General features: G+C 53.2%; 18 protein-coding genes, 4 tRNA genes and 1 pseudogene. 3 read left to right on the top strand and 20 right to left on the bottom strand.

Features of this window, described 5'->3' with window-relative positions; genetic code table 11:
• The first annotated feature begins 14 nt into the window (after positions 1–14).
• Positions 15–836, top strand: coding sequence for a hypothetical protein (locus ACB034_RS01055; RefSeq protein ID WP_371171851.1), 822 nt, complete (start codon positions 15–17; stop codon positions 834–836).
• Between the two features lie 309 nt (positions 837–1,145).
• On the opposite strand, the gene ACB034_RS01050 is transcribed toward ACB034_RS01055, so the two are convergent.
• The 3 genes from ACB034_RS01050 to ACB034_RS01040 are packed head-to-tail and all read right to left on the bottom strand — an operon-like array spanning position 1,146 to position 5,064.
• Positions 1,146–1,994, bottom strand: coding sequence for a DmsC/YnfH family molybdoenzyme membrane anchor subunit (locus tag ACB034_RS01050; protein ID WP_371171850.1), 849 nt, complete (start codon positions 1,992–1,994; stop codon positions 1,146–1,148).
• 1 nt (position 1,995) lies between these two features.
• Positions 1,996–2,610: a DMSO/selenate family reductase complex B subunit gene (locus ACB034_RS01045; RefSeq protein WP_042069761.1), complete on the bottom strand. Its 615-nt coding sequence runs from the start codon at positions 2,608–2,610 to the stop codon at positions 1,996–1,998.
• 9 nt (positions 2,611–2,619) lie between these two features.
• Complete coding sequence (locus ACB034_RS01040) at positions 2,620–5,064, bottom strand: DmsA/YnfE/YnfF family dimethyl sulfoxide reductase (RefSeq protein WP_371171849.1); 2,445 nt, start codon at positions 5,062–5,064, stop codon at positions 2,620–2,622.
• A gap of 386 nt (positions 5,065–5,450) precedes the next feature.
• Between ACB034_RS01040 and ACB034_RS01035 the strand changes: the two genes are divergently transcribed.
• The gene (locus tag ACB034_RS01035) at positions 5,451–6,023 is read left to right on the top strand and encodes a molecular chaperone (protein WP_371171848.1); all 573 of its coding nucleotides are present in this window, start codon (positions 5,451–5,453) and stop codon (positions 6,021–6,023) included.
• Between the two features lie 8 nt (positions 6,024–6,031).
• Positions 6,032–6,568 (top strand): 4Fe-4S dicluster domain-containing protein, encoded by a 537-nt coding sequence (locus ACB034_RS01030; protein ID WP_371171847.1) that lies wholly within the window; start codon positions 6,032–6,034, stop codon positions 6,566–6,568.
• A 241-nt stretch (positions 6,569–6,809) separates the two neighbouring features.
• On the opposite strand, the gene selB is transcribed toward ACB034_RS01030, so the two are convergent.
• The 17 genes and pseudogenes from selB to uvrC form a co-directional block, all read right to left on the bottom strand.
• Entirely contained in the window at positions 6,810–8,597 is a 1,788-nt protein-coding gene (gene selB / locus ACB034_RS01025) for a selenocysteine-specific translation elongation factor (protein ID WP_371171846.1), read from the bottom strand.
• A gap of 48 nt (positions 8,598–8,645) precedes the next feature.
• Positions 8,646–8,736 (bottom strand) — tRNA-Sec (locus ACB034_RS01020).
• Between the two features lie 25 nt (positions 8,737–8,761).
• Positions 8,762–9,151 (bottom strand): GrdX family protein, encoded by a 390-nt coding sequence (locus ACB034_RS01015; protein ID WP_371143874.1) that lies wholly within the window; start codon positions 9,149–9,151, stop codon positions 8,762–8,764.
• Positions 9,152–9,200: 49 nt separating this feature from the next.
• Positions 9,201–10,499 (bottom strand): glycine/betaine/sarcosine/D-proline family reductase selenoprotein B, encoded by a 1,299-nt coding sequence (locus ACB034_RS01010; protein WP_371171845.1) that lies wholly within the window; start codon positions 10,497–10,499, stop codon positions 9,201–9,203.
• Between the two features lie 13 nt (positions 10,500–10,512).
• A complete protein-coding gene (locus ACB034_RS01005; RefSeq protein WP_371171844.1) occupies positions 10,513–11,802 on the bottom strand; it encodes a glycine/sarcosine/betaine reductase component B subunit in 1,290 nt (429 codons plus the stop codon).
• Between the two features lie 10 nt (positions 11,803–11,812).
• Positions 11,813–12,946: a glycine/sarcosine/betaine reductase complex component C subunit alpha gene (gene grdD, locus ACB034_RS01000; protein WP_371171843.1), complete on the bottom strand. Its 1,134-nt coding sequence runs from the start codon at positions 12,944–12,946 to the stop codon at positions 11,813–11,815.
• Positions 12,939–14,471, bottom strand: coding sequence for a glycine/sarcosine/betaine reductase complex component C subunit beta (gene grdC / locus ACB034_RS00995; protein ID WP_371171842.1), 1,533 nt, complete (start codon positions 14,469–14,471; stop codon positions 12,939–12,941). Before grdC ends, grdD begins: the two co-directional genes overlap by 8 nt.
• Positions 14,472–14,517: 46 nt before the next feature.
• Positions 14,518–14,994, bottom strand: coding sequence for a glycine/sarcosine/betaine reductase complex selenoprotein A (gene grdA / locus ACB034_RS00990; protein ID WP_082043357.1), 477 nt, complete (start codon positions 14,992–14,994; stop codon positions 14,518–14,520).
• Between the two features lie 26 nt (positions 14,995–15,020).
• Positions 15,021–15,344: a co-chaperone YbbN gene (locus ACB034_RS00985; RefSeq protein WP_223378117.1), complete on the bottom strand. Its 324-nt coding sequence runs from the start codon at positions 15,342–15,344 to the stop codon at positions 15,021–15,023.
• Positions 15,345–15,350: 6 nt separating this feature from the next.
• A complete protein-coding gene (locus tag ACB034_RS00980) occupies positions 15,351–16,583 on the bottom strand; it encodes an FAD-dependent oxidoreductase (RefSeq protein ID WP_371171841.1) in 1,233 nt (410 codons plus the stop codon).
• Positions 16,584–17,672: 1,089 nt separating this feature from the next.
• Positions 17,673–19,060, bottom strand: a pseudogene (locus tag ACB034_RS00975) (alanine/glycine:cation symporter family protein).
• Positions 19,061–19,217: 157 nt separating this feature from the next.
• On the bottom strand, positions 19,218–20,243 hold the full coding sequence (tdh, locus tag ACB034_RS00970) for an L-threonine 3-dehydrogenase (RefSeq protein WP_371172058.1): 1,026 nt from the start codon (positions 20,241–20,243) through the stop codon (positions 19,218–19,220).
• 1,504 nt (positions 20,244–21,747) lie between these two features.
• Positions 21,748–21,834, bottom strand: a tRNA-Leu gene (locus ACB034_RS00965).
• Between the two features lie 41 nt (positions 21,835–21,875).
• Positions 21,876–21,949: transfer RNA gene (locus ACB034_RS00960), tRNA-Cys, on the bottom strand.
• Between the two features lie 35 nt (positions 21,950–21,984).
• Positions 21,985–22,060: transfer RNA gene (locus tag ACB034_RS00955), tRNA-Gly, on the bottom strand.
• A gap of 180 nt (positions 22,061–22,240) precedes the next feature.
• A complete protein-coding gene (gene pgsA / locus ACB034_RS00950) occupies positions 22,241–22,795 on the bottom strand; it encodes a CDP-diacylglycerol--glycerol-3-phosphate 3-phosphatidyltransferase (protein WP_026457115.1) in 555 nt (184 codons plus the stop codon).
• A 222-nt stretch (positions 22,796–23,017) separates the two neighbouring features.
• On the bottom strand, positions 23,018–24,871 hold the full coding sequence (gene uvrC / locus ACB034_RS00945) for an excinuclease ABC subunit UvrC (RefSeq protein WP_042069841.1): 1,854 nt from the start codon (positions 24,869–24,871) through the stop codon (positions 23,018–23,020).
• Positions 24,872–24,961: the final 90 nt, after the last annotated feature.

The raw sequence follows: 24,961 nt of genomic DNA, 5'->3' as shown, positions 1-24,961 counted from the left end.
TGGCGTAGGGATACATGAAAAAGAGAAAAGCAATCAACTGGGAGCGTTGGCACTGGTTAAGGCAGCACCTCAAGCAGGTACGCAAGTCACCGGAACCAGAAGAGCCCCAGGTCAAGATGGCCCACTTCCTGACCACTCTCTTTGCAGCCATCCCGATTATCACCGCCAGTATCTATTTGAGCGGTATGGCTCACTTTTACGGCAGATGTCTGGTCCATGGCCTCGATATCGCAGAGTTTCCCCAACCGGCTGATATCACGCTCGCCACGGGCTATTTGCTCTGGCTGCAGATGGGCAAGCTATATGGCCCTTACCTGCTCTATGCCGTTGCCGGTATTGTGCTGCTCACTTTCGTGTTGTTTCTTTCGGGCAGGCTTCGTCTGCGCTGGGCATGGTTTTGCCATCGCATCGGCTTGCGACAATATCCAAGAGCCAGGCGTTTCTTTCGCCGCAGGGCACGAGTCCCAGCCCCAAGACTCTATCTATTGCTTGCCTGGCTAAAGATTGTCTACGACCGCTTTGCCATTCTGGCTATACCTGCACTCATCATTCTGTTGCCCACACTCTCCAATTTCATGGAAGGACTCGATGCCGAAGAAGCGCGAGTCACAAAGCTGGAAAACGGCCAGTTGAACGAACGGTCGGATCGGGCCCTGTCACCTCTGCTGGGCGAAACCGCGCACATCAGGGTCATGTGCAATACCAGCCACTGCGCCTATCGCCTCAAAGGCGGAGAAATGAAACTGGTGCGCCATGATCAGGTTGAACTGGTGCGATGGATGGCACCTGTGGACGACGCAAACAAGCCAGCAAAGGAAGACAATATCGATAAATGAACAGAGGCTGCTATCTTGCCTGCCGCAGCGGGATACCTTCTGGCATCCGGTTTCTTGCATTTTCTATTGCTCGAGACTGGTGTTATCCCGCTCACTTTCCACCGCCATCCGGGAGCCATTTCACGATAAACAAAAGGCCGCTATTGCAGCGGCCTTGATAACACTTTGCTTGCTATGTTCAATCACTGGTGCCTGAGGCTTGCCTCAGCAAGATACCAGGCCAACAAGATAGTCATTCCCTGTCCCTCAGCCGCCCCTCATGATCTGCTAGCCTGGGACATATCCTGCCTGTCAGCACCAGTCCTCGGATCACCCCAAACCCGCGGTGAGATGGATCCCGTAGAACACCCCGCGCCCCACCAGCTCGGACACCAGGATGAAGCCAAACGACACAGCCATCAGCGCCGCAGTGGGTGTTCGCTTGGTAAACAGCGGCCACAACCACAGCAAGACTCCCGCAGCCAGCAACACGAGACGAACCGACTGGGTAACAGCCAGATCAGGTACCCTGGCCAGCGCGCTCGTCACGCTGGTTTCAATCCCGCCGAGATGGAGCGACAACAGCATCACCGCGATGGCCACCCCCAGCGCCACCAGTAGCCCCCAAACGGGAAGAACTGTGTCAGCCACAGCGACGTCATGACGCGCCGCCAGCAACAGCAAATGCGCCAGGGCGCCTCCCCCTCCCCCCATGGTCAGCAGAAAAGAAGCCGGCGTTAAACCTGTGTACCAGGTCGGCACAGTATCAATCATGTAAACCATGACCATGGCGTACATGAAGAAGAGACCCGCCAGGATGGCCCCCAGCATCAGACCTCTGCGTCCCCCTTCGCTCCCTTTTTCCGATACCGAAAGCAACCAATACAAGCCGCCGAAAGCGAAAAAGGCCATGCCGCCGGCGATCTCGTTAGACAGCCAGGAGTGGCCCACCATGTTCAGTGCATTCATCGCACGAAGCGGACTCCCCAGGTGCATCACGGATGCAACGAGGCCCAGCCCCATCAGCACCCACAGTCCCAACATGGCTCGATGCAACCGAGGTTCCGTTTCCGCTGAGATGCGCCGGGCAAGCAGCAGTGCGCTTAATATCAGAAACGCCCCCACCGCAGTCTGGGCCATCACTGTGAACAGGATTAGCGGCCATTCATGCCAAGCCATATTACACCTCCTTCGGGTTCGCCAAGTATCCAGTCGTATCCCCACAAGGTCGGGAATGGCGGTTTGGTTTGATGATGATGTTGGGTTTGGTCAAGGACGACGGCGGCAATGGCGCCACTTCGGCCAGAGAGCCGTACTTGGCACGCAACTCTTCGATGGGACCGAACGCCAGCGCCCGCAACGGGCAGGAGGCCACACACACCGGCGGTTTGCCATCGGCAACCCGTTCGTAGCAGCCATCGCACTTGGTCATATGACCCTTCTGCGCATTGTATTGCGGCGCATCATAAGGGCAGGCCATGGCGCAATATCTGCAACCGATACAGGTATCCGTATCCACCACCACGAAGCCGTCTTCCCGCTTGTGCATCGCGCCGCTCGGGCACACCTTGGTACATGCTGGCTCGGCACAGTGATTGCATGCTATCGACACGTAATAGGCATAAACGTCTTGACGCCATGCATCGCCGTCTTTCACCCAGCCACCTCCTGCGTATTCATAGACGCGGCGGTAGTTGGTGCCAACGTTCAGATCCTTGACGTCCTTGCAAGAGAGCTGGCACGTCTTGCATCCGGTGCACTTGCTTGAATCGATGTAAAAACCGAACTGTTTCATGGTTAGCCCTTATGCCTTCTTCACCAGTTGTACATCCACCAGGTTGGTATGCTGGGGATTGCCCTTAGCGAGCGGGCTCGGTCGCTGAGTCGTCAGCACATTGATGCAGCCTCCCTTGTCGACCTTGCTTCCGTCCGGGGCATACCAGCCTCCCTCCCCCAGTGCCACCACACCGGGCAGGATGCGTGGTGTGACCTTGGCCGGAATGTGGACCTCACCGCGATCGTTGAAGATGCGGATCAGATCGCCTTGCTGGATACCTCGCTCGTCGGCATCAAGGGGATTGATCCACAGCTCCTGACGTGCCGCATCTTTGAGAATGTCCACGTTGCCGTAGGTCGAGTGAGTACGTGCCTTGTAGTGGAAGCCGGTCAGCTGCAGCGGATAAATGGTCCGCTTCTTGTCGTCCCACCCCTCGAAGGTCGATACATAGACAGGTAACGGGTGGATCACCTCGTCTTCTTTGAGCTCCCAGGTCGCAGCAATCTGGGCCAGCCGCTCAGAGTAGATCTCGATTTTTCCCGATGGTGTACCGAGCGGATTCCCCTGCGGATCCTCGCGAAATGCCTTGTAAGCAACATAGTGACCGTCCGGATCCCGTCGCTTGTAGATGCCTTGCTTTCGCATGGTCTCAAAATCCGGCAGCCCTGGGTCTTGCTTCCGGGTCAGGGTGTAGAGATGGCGCAGCCAACTCTCCTGATCACGGCCTTCCGTGAAAGCCTCACCGACGCCCATGCGCTTGGCAATCTCGGAGCAAATCTCGTAAATCCCTTTTGACTCGAACTGGGGTGCGATGGCCTGATCGGCAAAAATGAAGTACCCCATGTTCCCCGCAAAGGCATCCATGCAGAAATCGGCCTGTTCTGAGGTAGTCAGATCCGGCAGCACTATGTCGGCGTACTTGGCGGACGACGTCATGTGGTTATCAATCACCACTATCATCTCGCATGCCTTCTCATCCTGCAGGATGTCGTGGGTCCGGTTGATGTCCGCATGCTGGTTGATGAGACAATTTCCCGCATAATTCCAGATGAACTTGATGGGTGCCTTCAACTTGTCCACGCCCCGGATCCCGTCCCGGGTTGCGGTCATCTCGGTGCCGCGCACGATGGCATCCGTCCATAGGAACATGGGGATGGAGGCTTTAACGGGGTTGGTCAGGGTAGGAAACCGGACAAAGGGGATGCTGTAATCCGATTCACGGGCCCCGGTGCCTCCCCCGTTGATACCGATATTGCCGGTCAGCAGGGCAAGCATGGCGATGGAGCGCGATGCGATTTCCCCGGCGGCGGTGCGCTGCAAACCCCAACCTTGCAGGATGGCGCAGGGCTTGGCTGTTGCTATCTCACGGGCCGTCTGGATAATAGTTTCAACCGGAATGCCGGTGATCCTGGTCGCCCATTCCGGCGTCTTGGCGACACCATCCGGCCCCAGCCCCAGAATGTAAGACTTGTAGTCGCTCCTGACCGGGGCGGAAGCTGGCAGGGTTTTCTCGTCGTAACCGACGCAATACTTGTCCAGAAAAGGTTGATCGACCAGCTCCTCGGTGATCATCACATAGGCCATGGCCGCCACAAACGCCGTGTCGGTTCCGGGGCGGATGGGGATCCACAGCTCTTCGCGCCCTCCTGCCGTATCGGTATAGCGGGGATCCACGACTATCATGCGGGCGTTGGAACGCGCCTTCGCCTCTGCCAGATAATAAGTCAGACCGCCCCCCGACATGCGGGTCTCTGCGGGGTTGTTGCCAAACTGGACAATCAGCTTGCTGTTCTCCAGATCGGAAAATGAGTTGCCATCGGCCCAACCACCGCCATAGGTATAATCCAGGCCAACCGTGATCTGGGCTGTCGAGTAGTCTCCGTAATGATTGAGGTAGCCGCCGGTCAGGTTCATCAGGCGGGCAATCAGGGTGCTGCCTGGAGGCCAGGACTTGGTCACGGTCCCCCCCAGGGTTCCCGTGCCGTAATTCAGATAGATGGCTTCATTACCGTACTCCTTGATGATGCGCTTCATACTGGCAGCGATCTCATCGTACGCCTCGTCCCAGCTGATCCGCTTGAACTTGCCCTCACCTCGCTTGCCAATACGCTTCATCGGGTACTTCAGCCGGTCCGGATTGTAGATCCGGCGGCGCATCGAACGGCCACGCAGACAGGCGCGCACCTGATGATTGCCGTACAGGTCGTTGCCCGTGTTGTCGGTTTCGACCCAGGTGATCTCGCCATCTACCACATGCATGCGCAGCGGACAGCGACTGCCGCAGTTCACCGTACAGGCGCTCCAAACTATCTTCTCCTCTTTCACTGCTGGAGCAGAAGCCGCCATGCTCTTGAAAGGCAGTGCCACGGCGCCCGCCGTGGCAGCCAGGCCGACTGCTGCGACACTGGAGGACTTGATAAAATCCCGCCTGGTCAACCCGCCGGTCAATAATGATTCCAGTGCATCTTTCATATGACAACGTCTCGATAAGTGGTTATCACAGACTAAATAGTCCACATCATATGGACTACTATCCTTTCGGAATCAGGCAAACGTTGTCGTAAATCAAAAAAATTGAAAACGGCTATTGCCGATGTTGGAAAATGAGATCAACGGCGACAATATAATTTTTATAAACTGATTGTGATTATTATCTTTAATATGGTTAGCATATCTAACAACTCCTGATTAGCGTGCTAATCAAGACATAAATTACAATGACGGCAAACATCACAATCTATTCATTTTATTATTTTCAATACTCTCGTTCCGGGGTGTCAATCTTTGACAAAAACAAACCACCTATGGTTTATTGGGATGATAGGGTTACTGGCAAAATATAAGTTGGCTGTACAACTATGTTAACTAACAATGCTATATATTCGCGCCTGTTGGGTGCGCTGCTCTATCATCCCCCGTCATCGCAGACTGTCGTCACCATACTGGACGGCTTTGCCGAGCAGGAGGATGAACTGTTGCAACGGTTATCCCGACTCGCCGGGGCAACAATGCCGGATGAGCTGGCCGCCGATTTTTTCAACCTGTTGCAAGGCAGTGGCACCATGCCTTCTCCCCCCTGGGGCTCTGTCTATCTCGACCCTGAAAACGTGCTGTTTGGCTGTTCAACACTGGAATACCGGACCTTCTTGAGCCATTTGGGAATGATGTGCGATACCGGTATGCGTGAACCGGAAGATCATATCGGCCTGATGCTGATGATGTTTTCGGTGCTGCTGGATAGAGGCGATATTGCCAATGCCAATACCCTGCTGGCGGCACATCTGATGCCCTTTGCCCCCACAATGCTGGGCAAGATGAAGGAAAATGCCAATACCGATTTCTATCAAGCTGTTGCAGCTTTCACACTGAATTGGTTAAACCTGTACTGCGCAGAACACGCTATCAATATTGTGCCAAGACCTTGTTGTTGAAAACCAGGATGACTGCCATGTACTTCCCTGATGATATCAACGACGTGCCCGCCAATCCTGGCCGCCGGGAATTGTTTGAGCGCGTCGCTCGCAGTGCCAGGGCAACCATGGCGCAAGAATCTCAACGTCCGATAAATACAGGGCGCCCATTGGGGGCCGTCGAAGAAGTCCTGTTTCAACGACTATGCAATCATTGTGGCGACTGTATCTCGGCCTGTCCTCAATATGTATTACATATGACGTCAGACGGGCCCAGGATGGATCTATCTCTTAATCACTGTACTCTGTGCCACCAATGTTTGAATGCCTGTCAGACGATGGCCCTGAATAACCTTGGTCAGAACGATACCGGGTGGCGACCCCAGATTGCAGACAATTGCAATGCCCGCACACTGGGCAACTGTGATGAATGTGCAGCAATATGCCCGCTGGGTGCCATCAGCGTTCCAGCAAACTCGCTCCCTATTATTTCGGATGAGTGCAATGGTTGTGGTGCGTGCAGAGCTGGCTGCTATATAGGTTCCCTGACGATGATCCCTGGCTAAGACATTGTTCACTATATTGCGCGAATAGCGTGTTCAAGATAACAATTTCCCACCACACTGACCTGCCATGCCTTCGCTATTCCAACTCCCTGTTTCAACAACTATCAGGCTGTAAATGCATTATCCACCGCCAATGATTGCATGGATTGTGGCCAGAGAGATAAATTGAAAAATCATTGTTTTTATTTTCAAGCTGCCGCTGTTACTGATGTTTATATAACAACACCATCAATGCCCGGAGTCATACCGCAGACTCTGCCCGCCAGTACTTTTTCACGCGCCGAAGATCACCTTCCCGTCGAACCCAGCCATCCCTCTCCATTCGATTAAGCAGTGGTATCACCTGCTTTCTTGCCAGACCCGTTCGCTGTCTGACATCCACAATGGAGAGCAATTCGCCGGGATGACTTGCACGGAAAATATCTTCCAGCAACGTCTGATAGCACTCGCGAGCAATAAACAGTTTGTCGCCCATGGGAACTATGTATTTTTTTTCTGTCAGCGCTTTGAGCTGTTGCGTCAGATGCGGGCGTTCATGCCGAACGGCAGAAAAGCAGAGCTTGCCTGCCGTATTGATTTCATCCAGCAACGTCTGCTGCTCGTGATTGAGTCGGCCAAAACTGGCCCCCACCAGGCTGACACCTTCTGCCGTCGTTTGCCATTCCCTCTCCTTGCACTGTTCGCCGACCAGCTCGCCAACCAGCTCCACCGGCATATTTCCCCTTGTCGCCAGTTCTTCCACCGTTAACGCCGATGTCGCCTGCTGAAGGATGTGATTCAGGCTCGATAAGCCGTGCTGCCAGTAGTGCTCCGTCAGCCACCAGCCAGCAAGGACATGGCATTCCGGTGGCGTTATCATCTCATCACTGGCGCGAACATAACCATCCACCGCCAGCTGTACGCGGCATCGCAACTGAGGTAAATCCACCTCCTGCGCCGCAAGCAACGTCTCGATAAGCCGTGGCCGCTGTTCCCGCTTCAACGGTCCTCTCCAGACCACACGGCCGGCCCCAGCCATACGGTGACCACCAGGCATCATCAGCAGGACATTTTGTCCCCAAAAAACCGGCAGCGATTTTAACAACTGCAGCCGGGCCAGGTTGCCCTCACCCAATAAATAGCAGCGCGCCTGTGTATGAGAGGTCCCCACCGCAACTTCCAGCTGGCACTGCTTCTTCGGCATACAAAAGCCAGGTCGTAGCTGAACAAGCCACTCCCGACTGGCGGTAATGTCAGCATCCGGCTTGGCCAGGCAATCACCGCGCGCCACGGCCTCTTTTTTCAGCTGGCGAAAACTCATCGCCACCCTGCTACAGGGCTGCGCCCGTTCGCGCGCAAGGTGGTAGCTCTGTATCAGTTTCACCTTCACCAGCTGGTTACCAGGAAAAAGACGCAGTACATCCCCCACATCAATCGTGTCACCGCGCAGCGTCCCGGTAACCGTCGTACCCACACCGTTGACGGAAAAAACACGATCAATATAGAGATGCGGCCCTTCCGTTAACGGCCTTGGCACGCTCAAGCTTCGAACCCGCGCCAGCAACCCCTGACGCAGCGCGTCAACGCCCTCGCCGGTCTTTGCACTTACTCGCCAGATGTCTGGCAACATGTCGCATTCGGCAAGAAAATGTTCGAGGATTTCTTCCTCGACCTGCCCCATGCGAGTGTCGTCAACCAGATCACACTTGGTAACGGCAACGACAATTTGCCGAAGGCCCAACGCGCCAATGACCCGTAAATGTTCCTGGCTTAACGGCGACCATCCTTCGTCCGCCGCGACGACAAACAGCACCATATCCAACCCCCATAAGGCGTTGAGCATATTTCGCAAGAATCGCTCATGCCCTGGAACATCAATGATGCCAATCTCATCGTCGTCAGAACTGCGCAGGCAGGCAAAACCCAAATCAATGGTCATACCGCGCATGAGTTCCTGTGGAAGGTGTGAAGGGTGAACGCCAGTAAGCGCCTGGATCAGGGCTGATTTACCATGATCGACATGTCCGGCTGTACCAATGACTGCATACATTAGGCTCTCTCCCTTTTGGTGCCTGCTGGAAGGGATACGGGATAAAGGTGGCGGAAGTGACAGGAGTCGAACCTGCCCCAGCCGATAGACTGACGACGGTTTTGAAGACCGCGGGGACCACCGGGCCCCATCAACTTCCTCAAAAAAACAGTATTGCTCCCTGTTCAATGACGTTTGTCGCAGACCTCCATTGCCTGACGCATGAAGCTCAAATCGATGAGCTGGAAATCACGTAATATTGCATCCGTCCAGGCCACAAGGGGCCGACCAGTACCGGAAAAATGACGATAGCGAACCAGCGCGTTTTCGATCATCTCCAGCGACGTGATATCCAGACTCGCATTTACGTCCTCCAGCAGCAGCGACCGGTACGGCGTTTGCCCTGGCTGCACGCTGCCGCTTTCCGGGTGCATCAACAAACGCTTCCCCTGATGAACGGCATCGCGCGCAGCCAGTAGAACCTGCAGATAATTGACCTGCTGACAAACCGGATAGTCGGCATAACGCGCCGCCACCATAGGGTTATTGGTCACAATAAACAGCGTCGTCACCATGCCATCCCCCGTCGTTTAACACCCCGACCACAGGCCAGTGCACCGGGTTTTAAAATACCGTCTGTCCTGTTACCGGCATTTGCAGCGCCTGCAGTGCCTTTTCCACCAGTTGACGACGAAGCTGCTTCTCTTCCTCAGGCTCCAACTGCGGGTTACCCAGAGGGTGCGGAATAGCGACAGCAGGCACAATACGGTTGGCCCCTACGGTCAGTGAGATAGGTACGACGGTTGCGATATGTACCACTGGCATCAGTTTTTCGATCTCTTTCACCATCGTTGCGCCGCAACGAGTACAGGTGCCTCAGGTTGACGTCAGGATAGCCGCGCTCACCCCGGCCTTTTGCAGTTTCAGCGCAATATCCGCACCGTATTTACGAGCGTTTGCCACCGACGTTCCATTCCCGACCGTTGCATAATAGTGGGGATAGAGTTTTCCTATGACCCCTTCACGCTCCAGATCACGTAGTACATCAACCGGTAACACGCGGTTAGGGTCGTCATTACAGGCCACCGGATCATAACCACCATGTGCCGTCTGATAATTGTCTGCGTCCAGCGCTTCAATCCCATCCAGCGAATACTCGCCGTAACGGGATGCGCTGGATGACTCGATATGATCGGGATTGCCTTTTGGCACGACGCCACCGGAAGTCACCAGCGCTATCGTAGCCTGCGCCATGCCCACCACAGGCGGCTGCGGATCCACCCGGTCAAATACCGGCATCGGGTACTCGGTACGAAAAGTCTCGCCTTTGAGCTTGCTCACCAGCATATCGGCGGCGCGCTCGGCACCGTTCAGCGTCTCAAAGTGGTTGATCCGCACGCCCCGTGGTAAGTAACCAGCCTCTTCAGGAAGGCCGGGGTTGCCCTGAGTGGCGATAAAGCGCTTGATCAGCGCCACCATCGCCGGAAGCGCGCTACGCATGCTGGCGGCAGAGTTGCCGGTTTCAACGGCATACATCCACGGACGGTACAGCTCATAGCCGGGGTTTTCCGGGTAAATGCCGCTTATCACCGGGATATCCTGTTCAGCGGCCACCTGCGCTACCTGACCGCAGGCCATCCCGTAACGTCCGGCGTTAAACGCCGGCCCGGCCACAACCATATCCGGACGAACCTCTGCCAGCACGTCGCGAACATACTGTTTGCACGCTTCGTTATTTTCGTTGAAATAGCTGTCGCCGCAGATGATGGTGGTGACGATACTGCCGTCACCACTAAGCATCTTCTCCAGCTGTAACCCAACACCGACAGGACCAGAGTGCATTTCAGGCATGTAGCCCGCAGCCTCTTCCCCCCCCTTCTGACCAAAAAACTGGTTGAGATAATGCAGGATCCGTAAACTCATTTGCGTTCACTCCTTATCCACTGTGCGCCGACAGGGTATGGATGCCCAGTTCGCTGGTTGCCCCCATCATGGCCTGTAGCTCTACGGTAATGCTGCCATCGTCCTGCAGGCTGCCATCGAAACCACCCGCAATCACGTCGGCATACAGCGAATGACCAATCACCCGCTCCATCGGCGGCAGCTTAATCAACGCGTTGGCATTCCCGGCGCTGATCACCGCATCCGCCGACGCATCCGCATCCGCCAGCGACTGGCTCTCGCCACTACGTCCGGCATACTCGTCAGTCAGCAGCACGGTCCGGATGCCGAGAGCCTCCAGTTTGTGGCAGTTCATCATCAGGTCCGCATCCGGATTGCCGAACCCTTCTTCCGTGATAATCGCGCCATCCAGACCAAGTAGCTCAGCCATCTTGGCGACCATATTGGATGAACGAACCTTGTCACCCAGGGTGACGTTCTCGTTGGTGAGAATGACGCCGATAAAGTTGAGGTCCTGCCCGTGGCGGCGGTATAACGCCCGAATGACAGGGTTATTCTGATGACTCCAGGTGGTATTTTTATCGCAGGCGGACACGCAGTTGCCGCTGACAATTGCGCCGTCCATCGCCTCGGTGGGGTACATCAGTGTCGGCACAATCTTTTTCACATCCACGCCGTAGTACCAGGTGTCGTGCAGCAACCCTTGGCTCTGGAGCATATAGACATAGCCCACGGATGGTAGATCCGGGTATTGCGCCTGCTGTTCAGCCAGCGGCAGCGTTTCAAAACACTCAACATCGTCAGCCGGTGTGGATTTTACCTGCTCGGCAATCCAGCGGGCGGTCATCAGGCCAACCCGGCACAAGATCTCTTCGTGCTGATACTGGTTGCAATGCTCATCCACTTCAATTCGCAGCACCAGGTTGCATAACGAAGAATACGGGCTGTAGGCTGCGCCCGGGCCGCTCATATCAATGATGCCCTCCTGAAAGCCCACGATTTTACCCGTCGTGACGACGGCAACCCCTTTCAGCGCCAGCGTTTTACCGCTGCCGACAATATTCTCTTCACCCTGGTTGAGACCGGGGAAACAGCATCCCCCATCCAGTTTGGTACGAGGTTCAATCACGTCTTTTACCGGCATGATTCTTACTGAATCGCCGGGATTAACTATTGTCGCTTCCAGTTCGACGATCTGCGGGTGGAGCGTACGGATATACTGCTCAAGTTCTCTTTTACTGAGCTGCAGATGACCGTCCTGCAGTGATGTTGTGTCAGCAAACGTGAACTGTTGGATATGAATTGTGCCAAGTTCCAGTTTCATCGCTGGCTCCTTAGTTCAGATACGATTGCAGGTGCGTGAGTGCATCAGCGCGTCGCTGGTGATTAACCATCAGCACCGGACCGGTGCACCCCATGCCGGTTTCGGCATATATACCTGCTCGCCACAGGCACAGCCTGGCCTCATCGAGTTGCAAAATATCGATGCCGTGGATCTCATCGTCCAGCACCACCTTTGGCGGTGGGGCAACCTCAGATGAGGGTCCCACCTTAGTGGCTACGGGGGGCGCATCCTGGCGAAGAATATCCTCAATGCCGCATGCGCAGGCTTGCTGCCAGCGACGCTGCCAGCAAGTCATCAACTGTCTCTGCGTCATCAGGGCGCAGAACCGCAGCGCATTGGCGATCGTCGCCGGGCCGCTGACGCGGGAGATGATGCCAATAGTCGCTTTCTGCTCCGGCCCCAGGCCAATACCGTAACCGCTGCCGAGGGTTTCCACTGTTCCGCCGCTCTGACCGGCACTGAACAGCTTGATCAACAAATTGCCGGTCAGGGTGTCGCAGACCATAACGTCCGGTGTGGCGCGGATCAGATCGTTGCCACGCATCAGCGCGCCGCCGTCCGCCCTGCCTGATGAGGCGAAGCGTAACGAAAATCCCGATTCGCTTAGCCGCGTCAACAACCGTTGCACCGCAGTGGCATCGTCCACATTGAGGATCCCCAGGCTGGGGTCAGCGATGCCCAGCGCATCTGCCAGTGCCAGCCCGGCGATCGCATTTCTCACCATCGCAGCCGGTCGTCGGACATCGCTGCTGCCCGTGGTACTGGCGAGCACCATTTGACGTCCTGTCGCCACGGAGTAAACCTGTGCCACGGTCGCCACGCCAAGCGGGAAGTTGTAATGCAGTGTGACGGCACCAGCCACCTCACCCAATGCCAGTTGCTGCTCCATGATACGGTGCGCTGACGAAAGATCGTCGGCAGGGAGATGGGGGTATCCGGGCAACCCGACGGGGCCGATGATGACTGGAATGAGCTGCTCCGTCGCTTGTTTTGCTGCCTCCAGCAAGACTTCCACGGGCAGCTCGCTCCCCAGCGCGGTAAAGGCGATTTTTGGCCGCTCAGACTCGCCGACGAGCGCATCCGCCATGCCGCGTAACGCCTGTGCAATTGAGTGTTCAGCCACGCTGACCTCCCGCATCCAGTACATCGGCAACCTTACGCATAGCCTCCGCCAACTGCGCGGAAAGTTCGTGCTGCCCCTGAGTGCTGCTCTCTTCATCTCCCCAGTTATGTTCCACCAGAACGCTGATACCATCGAACTGACTGGTCATCCTTCCGAGGAACAGGCTACCTTTGCCGACGACCATAAAGTTTTGTATCGCCTGCTCGGCAATCGCGCGCACACCGTGCCCGATAAACGGGATACCGGACGGGATATGCCCCTGCGTGGGTGCAAACCCCGGCATGCCGTGGCGAGCCACGAAGTCGTCGAGCTGACTGCGCTCCAGCCACCCCTCCATGACGCTCAATGCCGCAATCATTTTGTAGTTGGATTCGGGCACGTTGCCCGCACCTGCCGGCTGGGTGATCTCCGGGTTCTGCAACTCGACACTGAACTTATCAACATCTTCCGTCGTCATGCCCACCGCTTTCAGCGGCTGCGAGATAAGTGATGCCATCACCGACTGCGGCGATGACCCCGTACCTACCGTATGCCGCCCCGATACACGTGTATTCACGACAGGACTCACGCCGTCATCGGCGGTGATCAGCAAGGCGAAACTGCCGATCATATCCTCCAGCAGTGGCATACCATGCTTAATGTGATCGCGGCCATTCATGCCGAGTTTGGCGACCGAGCCGCCCGCCAGTACCAGTACGCTCTTATAAATGCCGCTTTGTACCAGCGCAGCAGCATTAACCAGCGCGTGAACCGGCGCAGCACAAAAGCCGCGCATGTCGATCCCTGTGGCCTGTCGACAGTGGATGCTTTCTGCTACTGCCTTTGCCAGATTACCGCCGCCGCGCTGATTGACATCGCCGATCGCCTCCTCTGAACACTCGATGACGTACTCAACTTGCGCCAGGGCCTCATCAGGAAGCTGCCAACCTGCCAGTACCGCACTGGCTTTCGCCACCAGGTTTTCCAGCATCACGTGTGCGGAAAGGTTGATGTCCAGCTCGTGAGCTGCCTTCACACATCCAACCAGCCGATTGCCAAACCATAGCGGAGCCGCATGTTGCTCAACCAGAAGTGCCAGCTCGTCATCGCTCACCGTGACCGCGCTGTCCAGCAGCGCATGCTGTGACAGCGTCGGGTGTTTGCTGAGTTGGTCCTTCATTTCACTAATAAACGATGCCTGCCACGCAGTTAAATCAAATGCGTCGACGTAGCAAAGCAGCGCATATAAGAAAGTTTCACTATAGATTTCCCCCCAATCGCTGCGGGGGCCGCCAGCATAATCCGACTGGGTCCACGGCTTGGGGGTCGCCGCAAGCTGAGCAGGGCTGAGGTTGCCGATGTAGCACTGATTCGGCGGATAACTCACCGCCTGCTCAAACGTTCTCAGATGGTCAGGAATCGCCGCTAGCCAAGGTTCATCCGGGTTTTGCAGCCGTGCTTGTTGCGCTGCGCTACCGTGCCACATCAACAAATTCGGGGCATGCGCCAAGATATAACCTACTTGCCGTATTACCGCTTTTCCCATATTTCCTCCTGGAGTCACTCCAGTCATTAGCTGGCTGGAAAGTCACTCACTGATCCAGGTAATGACAGTATGTTTCCCGATAGTGGCGCACCTCCCTGGCAATAGCGTCGACATCAAGTACCATCTCCATCATGCCAACCTGCTGCTGATACACTTCTGCATCAACGGCTTGCTTCACTTCATCTTCAACAATGTGATAACACTGGAGTCCTAACTGAACTCCGGCCAGAGGACCTGCAAAAGTCGGGTCACCGTTAGTCACTGTTTCACATGCCAGCCCAGATGCTTCTGCCTCTGCTCCCCCCAGGATCACAATCAGTTCCTGCGGCGGATATGTTTCTGACAATGTGAGAATGCGGCGCTGATTTTCCAGATCCATCGCTCCGGCACTTGTTCAGACAAAACACTCGGTTGTGCTGAACACCACTTCTGCACCTGTGGAACGCACGCACGCTTCTATCGCCGGGCCAGGTACACCATCCCGATCGCCGAGGAGGATGACTTTTTTACTACTCAGATCCATAACGCTCTCCTTTGGTAATAAAATTTTTATGCAGTGCCATGCAGCAAGGTTTCCAGCGCCTGACGAATTTGTTCACTATCCAGATCTTCTCCACTCAGGTGGATCGTCCGCTCGCCGTTTTGCCAGATGACAATAGAGGGCAATCCCATCACTTTTTGCGCCATCGCCAACCGACGATTGCCCTGAATATTCAAGCTACAGAAAGTCACCTGTCCGCGATACGCATCGGCAAGCTGATGGATATCCGGCATCAGCTCTTTACAGCGCTCGCAGTTTTCGCTCCAGAAATCAACCAGCACGATGCCCTGCGCGACCATGTCGTCAAAGTTGTCTTTATTGAGTTCAATCATGGGGGATCACTCCGCAAAAATGGCAGTAGTTAGCAATTCATCTGGCTGTACGATGCGTCGTCGGAACTCTTCACCTTGGTGCAAGCACAACAGCGTAGGCAGCTCAGTCACGCCATAACGCATCGCTAATCTTTGATTTTTGTAGGAATCGACCGGAACCAATCGCCAGTCAGGATGATTGTCGATGTCATGCTCAAGCTGCATCATCATCTGCACGCTCTGCGGCACCGTCGGCGACCAGAACAGCACCAGTATTTTGAATGGGCTGCTCAGCACATGCTGCTGCCAGAAGGTTTCTTGTTCGAGATACTGGCTCGCGGCGACGGCAGCGGATGCCCCCTCGCCCGCAGCGGTAACCACCTGGCGAAGGAATTTATTGCAGACATCACCGACGGCAAATACACCGGGCAAACGCGTTTCCTGCTGTGCGTTAACATCGATATAGCCCGCCCTTGTCAGTGGTAGCGCCTCTTTGAGCGGCGACAACCAGTCAGTCTGCGGCACTGTGCCGACAAACATAAAGACACCGTTGGTCGCAATCTGCGAACATTCCCCGGTTTTAACGTTTTTTACTTCGACGGCGTCGACCAGATCATCACCGGTAATCGCCATTACCGTACTGTTCCAGAGGAAGGTAATTTTCTCGTTGGCATAAGCCTGTTCACACACGATCCGGTCGGCATCAAGGTGACCTTCATCGTGGATCACAATCATCATCAGCGAGTTAACGTAACGAGTAAGAAAGACAGACTCCTCAACCGCCGTATTGCCGGAGCCCACCACGACAACATCAAGATCGGTGTAAAAATCGGCGTCGCAGGTTGCGCAGTAAGAGACGCCACGCCCGGCAAACTCTTTCTCGCCGGGGATCCCCAATACTCGGGGACGCGTGCCAGTGGCAATGACGACGCTTTTCGCCGTTAACACATTCCCATCTGTTAATTGCACCGTTTTCTGCAACCCATCTTCATTCAGCTTCAGGGATTGGACGCGCCCCTGAATAAACTCGGTGCCAAAATGACGGGCGTGTTCGGTAAAATTATCCATTAACTCCGAACCACCTACTTTAATTACTCCTGAATAATTTTCCAGAGTAGCGGTTGTTGAACACTGCCCTCCTGGTTTTCGTTTTTCCTCCACCACCAGCGTTTTTAATCTGGCGCGTGCTGAATAAATAGCAGCACTTAACCCGCCCGGGCCACCACCGATAATAATCACATCATACGCATCATTACCCATGGCAAAGCGTCCCTCCAGCATCAAGGTAAAAACGCCCCTGAACCGGGCGTAGAACGGCACAACTCAAAAGTGAGAGATGAATAGTAGAAAATAATGGAGCTAATAAAATAAAGACGTAACTATTCCGCTGAGGAAGAGTTAGATGACATGCTGCACCGCAGCATAATGTGAGGAGTCAATGATAAAGTCGGATAATGCTATCAACCAACGTAAACAACATAACACACTCCCCAAAGGCGTGATTAAAATAGATGATTAAGTTCAGTAACCTCTGGCACGAAAAACAAAATAGGTCATTGCGGTAACCCGTTTTGCGATCTACATCACTGTCAAAAGAGTTTATCTAGCTCTATTTGTCCTATATCACCTATCGCTTATATCGTTTTTCTTGTACTGGGATAATTATCATGACATCCAAGCATCACGAACGACAGGACCACAGCCAACTTGTCGTCTCCCAATGCTCAGGGACATTTTTAATCATTTCCTGTGAGCAGACCAAACAGTACTCGACTCCCTGTTCGAACAGATGAGTGCGCCTCTGTCCATTATGGCAGCGTCAGCAAACGGGTTCGCACGATGAAGGTGGTCTGTAATCAGCCAGCCCAAGAGAAATCCCCAGCCTGGCTATCCTACTTGACCGGGCTCAAGGTGTGTGGTCAGAGCGAGTGGAAGCTCAGAAAACACACGGTGCCGAGAAGCCGCGACGCTGGCACAAGTTACTCTCTGGTCGTTGATCCCGCGACCCAAGATATCGTCGTGCTGGAAGTCTCTTTGGAAAATGTCCATGGTAGCGCAGTCGTCCACTGGCGGAGAAAGCAATATTTGAATTCAAATAGATGAGAACCAGAAAAGTTTCTCTACAAAAATGCAACGACCAAGTGAGGGAAGTTATCGCGTATACGTATATGCATCCGATAAACAAACTGAACGTCCTTGTTCTACTTGTTAGAAAGCTCCAATATTAACTGTCATTCGGGGCAGGAGATATTATTTTTTGATGGCTGACTCAGGCAACAACACCGGTTATCAGTACATACTCATCAATTTTTAACTTTACTACTGTTCAATCAGTTGGTACTCCCATCATTATCGATAAACATGTTTTTTAGTGTATTCAATAACTATAGGCGATAGAATTAATAGCGCAATTATATTAGGTATAACCATCAACCCATTAAAAGCATCAGCCATGTTCCAGACCAAATCCACGTTAAATAACGAAGCACCAAAGACACATAATATCACCAAAATTTTCAAACACCTTAACCAGCGTGCTGAACTGCATAAATAACGAACATTTGTCTCCGCATAATAATACCATCCAATAATGGTTGAGAATGCAAAAAACAGCAGTGAAATAGATATGAAAATATTTCCCCAGTAACCAAACGTTTGTTCATAGGCATTTTGTGTAACTGTGATACCGGTTCCTTTTTCACCTATGAAGGAAAGAAGTTCTGATAAAGGAAGCCCTTCTTTATTAAGTGAGCTCAAACCGGTAGTAATGATAACCAAACCCGTCAGTGTCACGATGAGGCAAACAGTGAAAACCCCCATCATGGCCATTAATCCTTGATCCTCTGGATTTTTACCTTTGCCACAGCATGGGCATGTGGTGTGGAGCCCATACCAGCTTCATTAGAAAATAATCCTCGAGCAATCCCAAAACGAGCAGCCTGTTGGATAGATATACCTATTGCTCCCCCGAATGCAGCCTGAGGGGAAAATGCAGCAACAAATATTAAATAGAATGCTTGTGAAACATATTGGTAATTGACTATTAGCGTAATAACTGCACCCGTGATGTAAAGAGATGCCATTATTGGAATAAGTTTTTCATTGAGAGCAGCTATATAATGCAGGCCACCAACCACCACCAATGAGACCAGAATGGCAATACATATTCCGACAACCCATGTGCTGACGCCAAAAGAATTATGAAAAGCGTTGGCAATGGAATTAGACTGAACCATATTCCCAACTAACCCTAGTGCCAAAATATTGAGAATGGCAAATGTAACCGCCAACCATTTTTTGTTCAATCCTTGCTCAATATAATATGCAGGACCTCCAACTACCTGCCCATTACGATCAGTAGATTTATATTTTTGAGCAAGGATGGCTTCAGCATATATAGTAGACATTCCAAGAAGAGAAGATATCCACATCCAGAATATAGCCCCTGGCCCCCCCGCGATAATTGCGGTAGCAGGTCCCGCCAAGTTCCCCGTCCCGACCTGTCCAGCAACTGCAGTTGCAATTGCCTGAAAAGAGCTCATCCCTGCCTTACCCGCCTTTTCTCCAGAAAGAGAAACACCTCGCAGCAATAATAAAATCCCTTGTTTAAAGCGTAACACTTGGATAAATCTAAGTCTGACCGTGTAATATATCCCTACACTACAAAGAACGATTACCAAAAAATAATCCCATAAAAAAACATTTAATGTATCAATGATTATTTTAAGCGATTGCATACCCCACCTCCTTACCCACTTCACATGCTACAATGAAGAGTGTATTTCTTGATATAAATATGACGACACGAGCTTGACTTTCAAATGGCCAACAAAAATATCGCCAAAAGTTTAAATGCACCTATGATACAGGTGCATTTAAACTTTACTCATGCTATTAACTCCAATTTAAAATAACCTTGCCTGAACGGCCTAAACGCATGACATCAAAACCCTGCAGGAAGTCCTCCACTTTATAGTGGTGAGTGATGATGGGATAAATATCCAATCCTGATTGAATCAAACTCGCCATTTTGTACCAGGTTTCAAACATCTCACGGCCGTAAATACCTTTGAGCACCAGGCCTTTGAAAATCACTTGATTCCAGTCAATAGCCATCCCCCCGCTGGGGATACCCAACATGGCGATTTTTCCACCGTGATTCATGGTATCCAGCATGGAATGGAAAGCCGAGGAAACACCGGACATCTCCAACCCAACATCAAACCCTTCTGTCATACCAAGCTCGACCATCACGTCTTCGAGTCGCTCTTTGTTGATATTGACAGTACGGGTGGCACCCAGTTTATCAGCCAGTTCTAGACGATAGTCGTTGATATCCGTAATGACCACGTGGCGTGCACCAACATGACGGCAAACCGCGGCAGCCATAATACCGATAGGACCTGCGCCAGTAATCAGTACATCTTCCCCCACCAGATCGAATGACAAAGCCGTGTGAACAGCATTACCAAAGGGATCAAATATAGCGGCCAAATCATCACTGATATCATCAGGAATCTTAAAGGCATTGAAGGCAGGGATCACCAGATATTCCGCAAAGGCTCCTTCTCTATTAACTCCAACTCCGATGGTGTTTCGGCATAAATGGGGATGACCTCCGCGACAATTGCGGCAGTGGCCGCAAGTGATATGTCCTTCTCCTGAAACGCGGTCACCAATATTGAAGCCACGAACTTCCTGACCTATATCTACTACTTCGCCGACATACTCATGTCCTACAATCATGGGAACTGGGATGGTTTTTTGAGACCAGTCGTCCCAGTTGTAAATATGTACATCGGTACCACAGATAGCCGTCTTGCGGATTTTTATCAGCAAATCGTTATGGCCCATTTCAGGCTTGGGCGCGTCCACAATCCAAATACCTTGCTCAGGCTTTAGTTTACTTAGTGCTTTCATCATGTTACTCCATAAGGATAAGGAAAAATTCAGATATTCCCCATTTCATCGCCGATTCTAATGAAGGCCGTGATGGTCTTGTCCAACTAGTCACGACCGTGAGCAGCCGATATACGGATGCGGACCTGTCCTATGGGTACCACTGGAAAAGAGAAACCAATGACATAGATACCCACTTTAAGCAGATGTTTAGCTCTCCGGGATGTTCTGATGACATTTTTCAATCCTCCTTCACTGTAAAAAAATTGGCATCTTTTTTCCCTTAGAGGAGATCATGGTTCCTTTGTTAAGCAGTTAAGAATGCTTATGAAATCCTCTTATGGCACAATGAAAAATCTCCTTTTGTTTAACCCAGCTCCTTCTCTCCATTCGTTTTAGTAAAGAAACAATCCGCTGTCTTGATAAATTCAATCTCTCTGTGCAACCTGAAATATAAATCTGGTTCCCTTTTCGATATCTTCTGAAAAATAACCCCTCGAATTTTACCAGTCCAACAATTACTGAAACCTTATCGATAACTTTATATGCAGCCTCAATCAGTCGAACTGACAGATTGCCATCATTTTTCAAGGGGGAAGTAATATCTTGATTTTGTTTAATCAAGATCATGGTTATGCCTCTGTGAGGAATGACAACGAATAGGCATAATAAAAGGGAAGGATAGCGGAAAAGGCAACAGAAAAACTGTCGCTGTATGTGATCTGGAAAAAAACTCTCGTACTTGAGCAGTATTAATAGATTACTGAAGTGAGCGACTACTCCGCAGTCGGTAAAGTCGGGTCAATGACGGTCTACAAATCTATCCTTCACTAAAAGTGACATATTGTATTCCTCACAAAATACAAACCACTGACTAGCATTCGCTAGCTGGCATCGTAGGCTATAACCAAAACACATTATGTGAACCATGTCATGGTTTCAGGGAAGTAATGGGATGATTAGACCACTCATCTTCCCCTTCAGCCAGAAGGCATCGTGCCTCAGCTCGTTTTCACCTAGCTATTTTGAGAGAGAAACATTTGGGTGCGAGCTGAGTATCCTTAACGCCATAGCGATACTTCAGACGGACCGTACATGCCTAATTTATCGACCGGCAAACACAGTTCCTTCTCACACCATTTTGTAATTTTACCTGTGGCAACGATATCGGATGGAGCATCTCCTGCATCAGCATGGGAGACTTTTCACATGTAGGAGAAAGCAAAGAGGTAGCGCCAGAGCTGAGTGGTCAAGGCTTGGCATCGGTTTGGGGTATTTCCCCCAGTACACACTAAATACCCTCAAGGTATGTCATGAGGTTGCCTGATATGGCTTGAGAGAACAAAAAACCACATCGTCTTAGACCATGAAGGTTGGATACATGTTGCAACAACATCAACCTCGACGTGACGCTCGAAGATCTGCCGGAAGTAGGTTAGGAAAATTCCGTGTGGACCAAACGTGGACACGGGAAAAAACAAAAAGGCCACTATCGCTAGTGGCCTTCGTAAGTCTTTGATTTTAATGGTGCCCGAGGCCGGAATCGAACCGGCACGACGCGAACGTCGAGGGATTTTAAATCCCTTGTGTCTACCGATTTCACCACTCGGGCACCGCAATCGGTATCAAGTCCGCGCCGCGGGCTTGTCAATATGGAGGCACGTTCCGGAGTCGAACCGGACTAAACGGATTTGCAATCCGCTGCATAACCGCTTTGCTAACGCGCCATGCAAAAGAGAGAGGACTCTCTATTGTCTGAATTTGGAGCGGGAAACGAGACTCGAACTCGCGACCCCGACCTTGGCAAGGTCGTGCTCTACCAACTGAGCTATTCCCGCATTGGTCCGGCTGACTGCCTGACTACGAAGACGCATTCTAGCGATGTTCCTCGCTCAGTCAACCAGAAATATTTAATTAACTGATCGTTCGGGCATTTTTTGCCCTTTTTGAGCAGTTTTAGCGCCTTTGCCAATTTCTTCCATCAAATTGCCAGAAAGCGCACATTCCATCTCACCGGCTCAAAATCTGGAGTGATGGGTCAGATCGCCCCAGGCGGCCTTCATGTATTGGAACATGGACCAGAAGGTAAGCACGGTGGCGACATAGAGCAGCACATAGGCGAGCCACACCATCCAGACGTTGTACTGCCAGATAAGGCCGGTGAGCGACACCATCTGGATCATGGTCTTCCACTTGCCAATCCAGCTGACCGCGACGGCAGAACGTTTGCCCAGCTCCGCCATCCATTCACGCAGGGCGGAGATGATGATCTCCCGACCAATCATGGTCATGGCGGGGATGGTCACCCAGATAGTGTTGTAGTGCTCGACAATCACCACCAGGGCAGCGGCAACCATGATCTTGTCGGCGACCGGATCGAGAAAAGCACCAAAGGCAGTGGACTGATTGAGCTTGCGGGCGAGGTAACCATCAAACCAGTCGGTGGCGGCCGCCAGGATGAAGACGATGGCCGCAGCCAGATAGGACCACTGGTAGGGAAGATAGAACATGATGACGAAGACGGGGATGAGCAAAATCCGGAAAAACGTCAACAGGTTAGGTATGTTTGTCATTATTTTCAGCCACTTCTTGTACGTCGCTACATAGTGCGCCAAAGCCGATTTGCGATGCAACCGCGGCGGCGCCCGTCCTGGTCTTGTTAACCCAGCAATCTTCACGAAATGCGGGGTCATTATGGCATTTACGCCCCCTCTTCGTCACGGCTCTTGTGCATCAAGGAGTTAGCGATTTTCCCCGGCTGTCGGCCCCGTCGAATAAGCGGCTTCATTCAAGGCTCAGGCTGAATGCAAGCCATCATGAATGGTCTGGGCCAGCTCCTGGCTGATGCCGGGCACCTTGGCCAGCTCATCAACGCTCGCCCGTTTCACCTCCTGCAACCCCCCCAGGTATTTGAGCAGCGCCTGACGGCGCTTGGGCCCGACGCCGGGAATATCCTCCAAGCTGCTGCTGGTGCGAGCCTTGGCGCGCCGGGCACGGTGTCCCGTGATGGCAAAACGGTGGGATTCATCGCGAATATGCTGGATGAGATGCAGGGCAGGCATATCCGCCGGCAAGTGCAGCTCTTCGTGGCTCTCTCCCATGATCAGGGTCTCCAGCCCTGCCTTGCGGGTCACCCCCTTGGCGATACCCACCAGCAAGGGGTATTTGCCACCAAGAAACTCCAGCTGGCGGGCCAGGATCTCCTCGGCGCGGCGCAACTGGCCGAGGCCACCGTCGATAAACAGGATGTCTGGCACCTTGTCCGGCTCCTGAGGCTTGCCAAAGCGGCGCTCCAGCGCCTGCTCCATGGCGGCATAGTCATCCCCACCCGTGATGCCGTCGATATTGAAGCGGCGATATTCGGAAGAGAGGGGCCCCTCCCGGTTGAATACCACACAAGAAGCGACGGTGCGCTCCCCCATGGTGTGAGAAATATCGAAGCACTCCATGCGGGCGATGGGGGCCTCCAGCTCCAGCAGCTCCTCCAGCTGGCTGAAGCGGGCAGTGATGGTGCTCTTGTGGGCCAGACGCGAGCGCAGGGCCGTTTCGGCATTGATGGCGGCCAGCTTGATAAATCGGGCCCGCTCGGCGCGGGTACGGCTCACCACTCGCACCTTGTAGCCAGCAGTCTGGCTTAAGGTCTCGGCGATCAGCGCCTCGTCCTCTAGGGCTACATCCAGCAGTACCTCGCTCGGGATCTGCCGTCCCCCCTGCCCCGACAGATAAAACTGCAGCAAGAAGGCCTGCACCACTTCCTCTTGCGGCGTATCCCCCGGCACCTTGGGGAAATAACTGCGCGAGCCCAGCACCTTGCCCTGACGGATGAAGAGCACGTGGATACAGGCCGAGCCCTGCTCGAAGGCGACCCCCACCACATCGAGCTCGTCCAGCACGTTGCCGCTCACTGACTGCTGCTCGGTGACCCGGCGCAGCGCCTGGATCTGATCCCGGTAGCGGGCGGCCTCTTCAAAGCGCAGATCGCCGCTGGCGGACTCCATCTTGCCTACCAGCTCGCCTATCACTTGCTGGTTCTTGCCCGCCAAAAACAATTTGGCCAGCTCCACCTGCTGGGCATATTCGGCCTCACTCACCAGTCCGGGCACACAGGGTCCGGCGCAGCGTTTGAGTTGGTAGAGCAGGCAGGGACGGGTGCGGTTGGCATAGACGGCATCTTCGCACTGGCGTACCGGAAAAATCTTCTGCATCAGGTGCAGGCTCTCGCGCACCGCGCCGCCGGAGGGGTAAGGACCGAAATAGTCCCCCTTCACCTTGCGGGCTCCACGATGAACCCCGATGCGCGGGTGCTGATGAGCGGTGATGATGATCCAGGGATAGGATTTGTCATCGCGCAGCAGCACGTTGTAGCGCGGCTGATACTGCTTGATGAGGTTGTGCTCGAGGATCAGTGCCTCGGTCTCGGTGTGGGTCACCGTCACCTGAATATCGGCGATCTGGCGCACCAAGGTGCGGGTCTTGATGCTGTCGACGTTGGCCCGAAAGTAGGAGGCAAGCCGCTTTTTCAGATCCTTGGCTTTGCCCACATAGATGACGGTGCCACCGCTGTCGTACATGCGATATACGCCGCTCTGGTGGGTCACTGCGCGCAAGAAGGCCTTGCTGTCAAAGAGGGGCTCGGAAGATAGGGACATCGGTGACTCGACTCAATACAAAGGGGCGAAAACAGGTGCAGTGAACATCAACGGGGAGAGCATACTGCGCCAGGGTGGCAAAAAGCAAAA

This window comes from Aeromonas sp. S18(2024), assembly GCF_041402525.1.
GTDB classification, from domain to species: Bacteria; Pseudomonadota; Gammaproteobacteria; order Enterobacterales; family Aeromonadaceae; genus Aeromonas; species Aeromonas enteropelogenes.
This window is presented reverse-complemented; position numbering and strand designations above follow the sequence as displayed.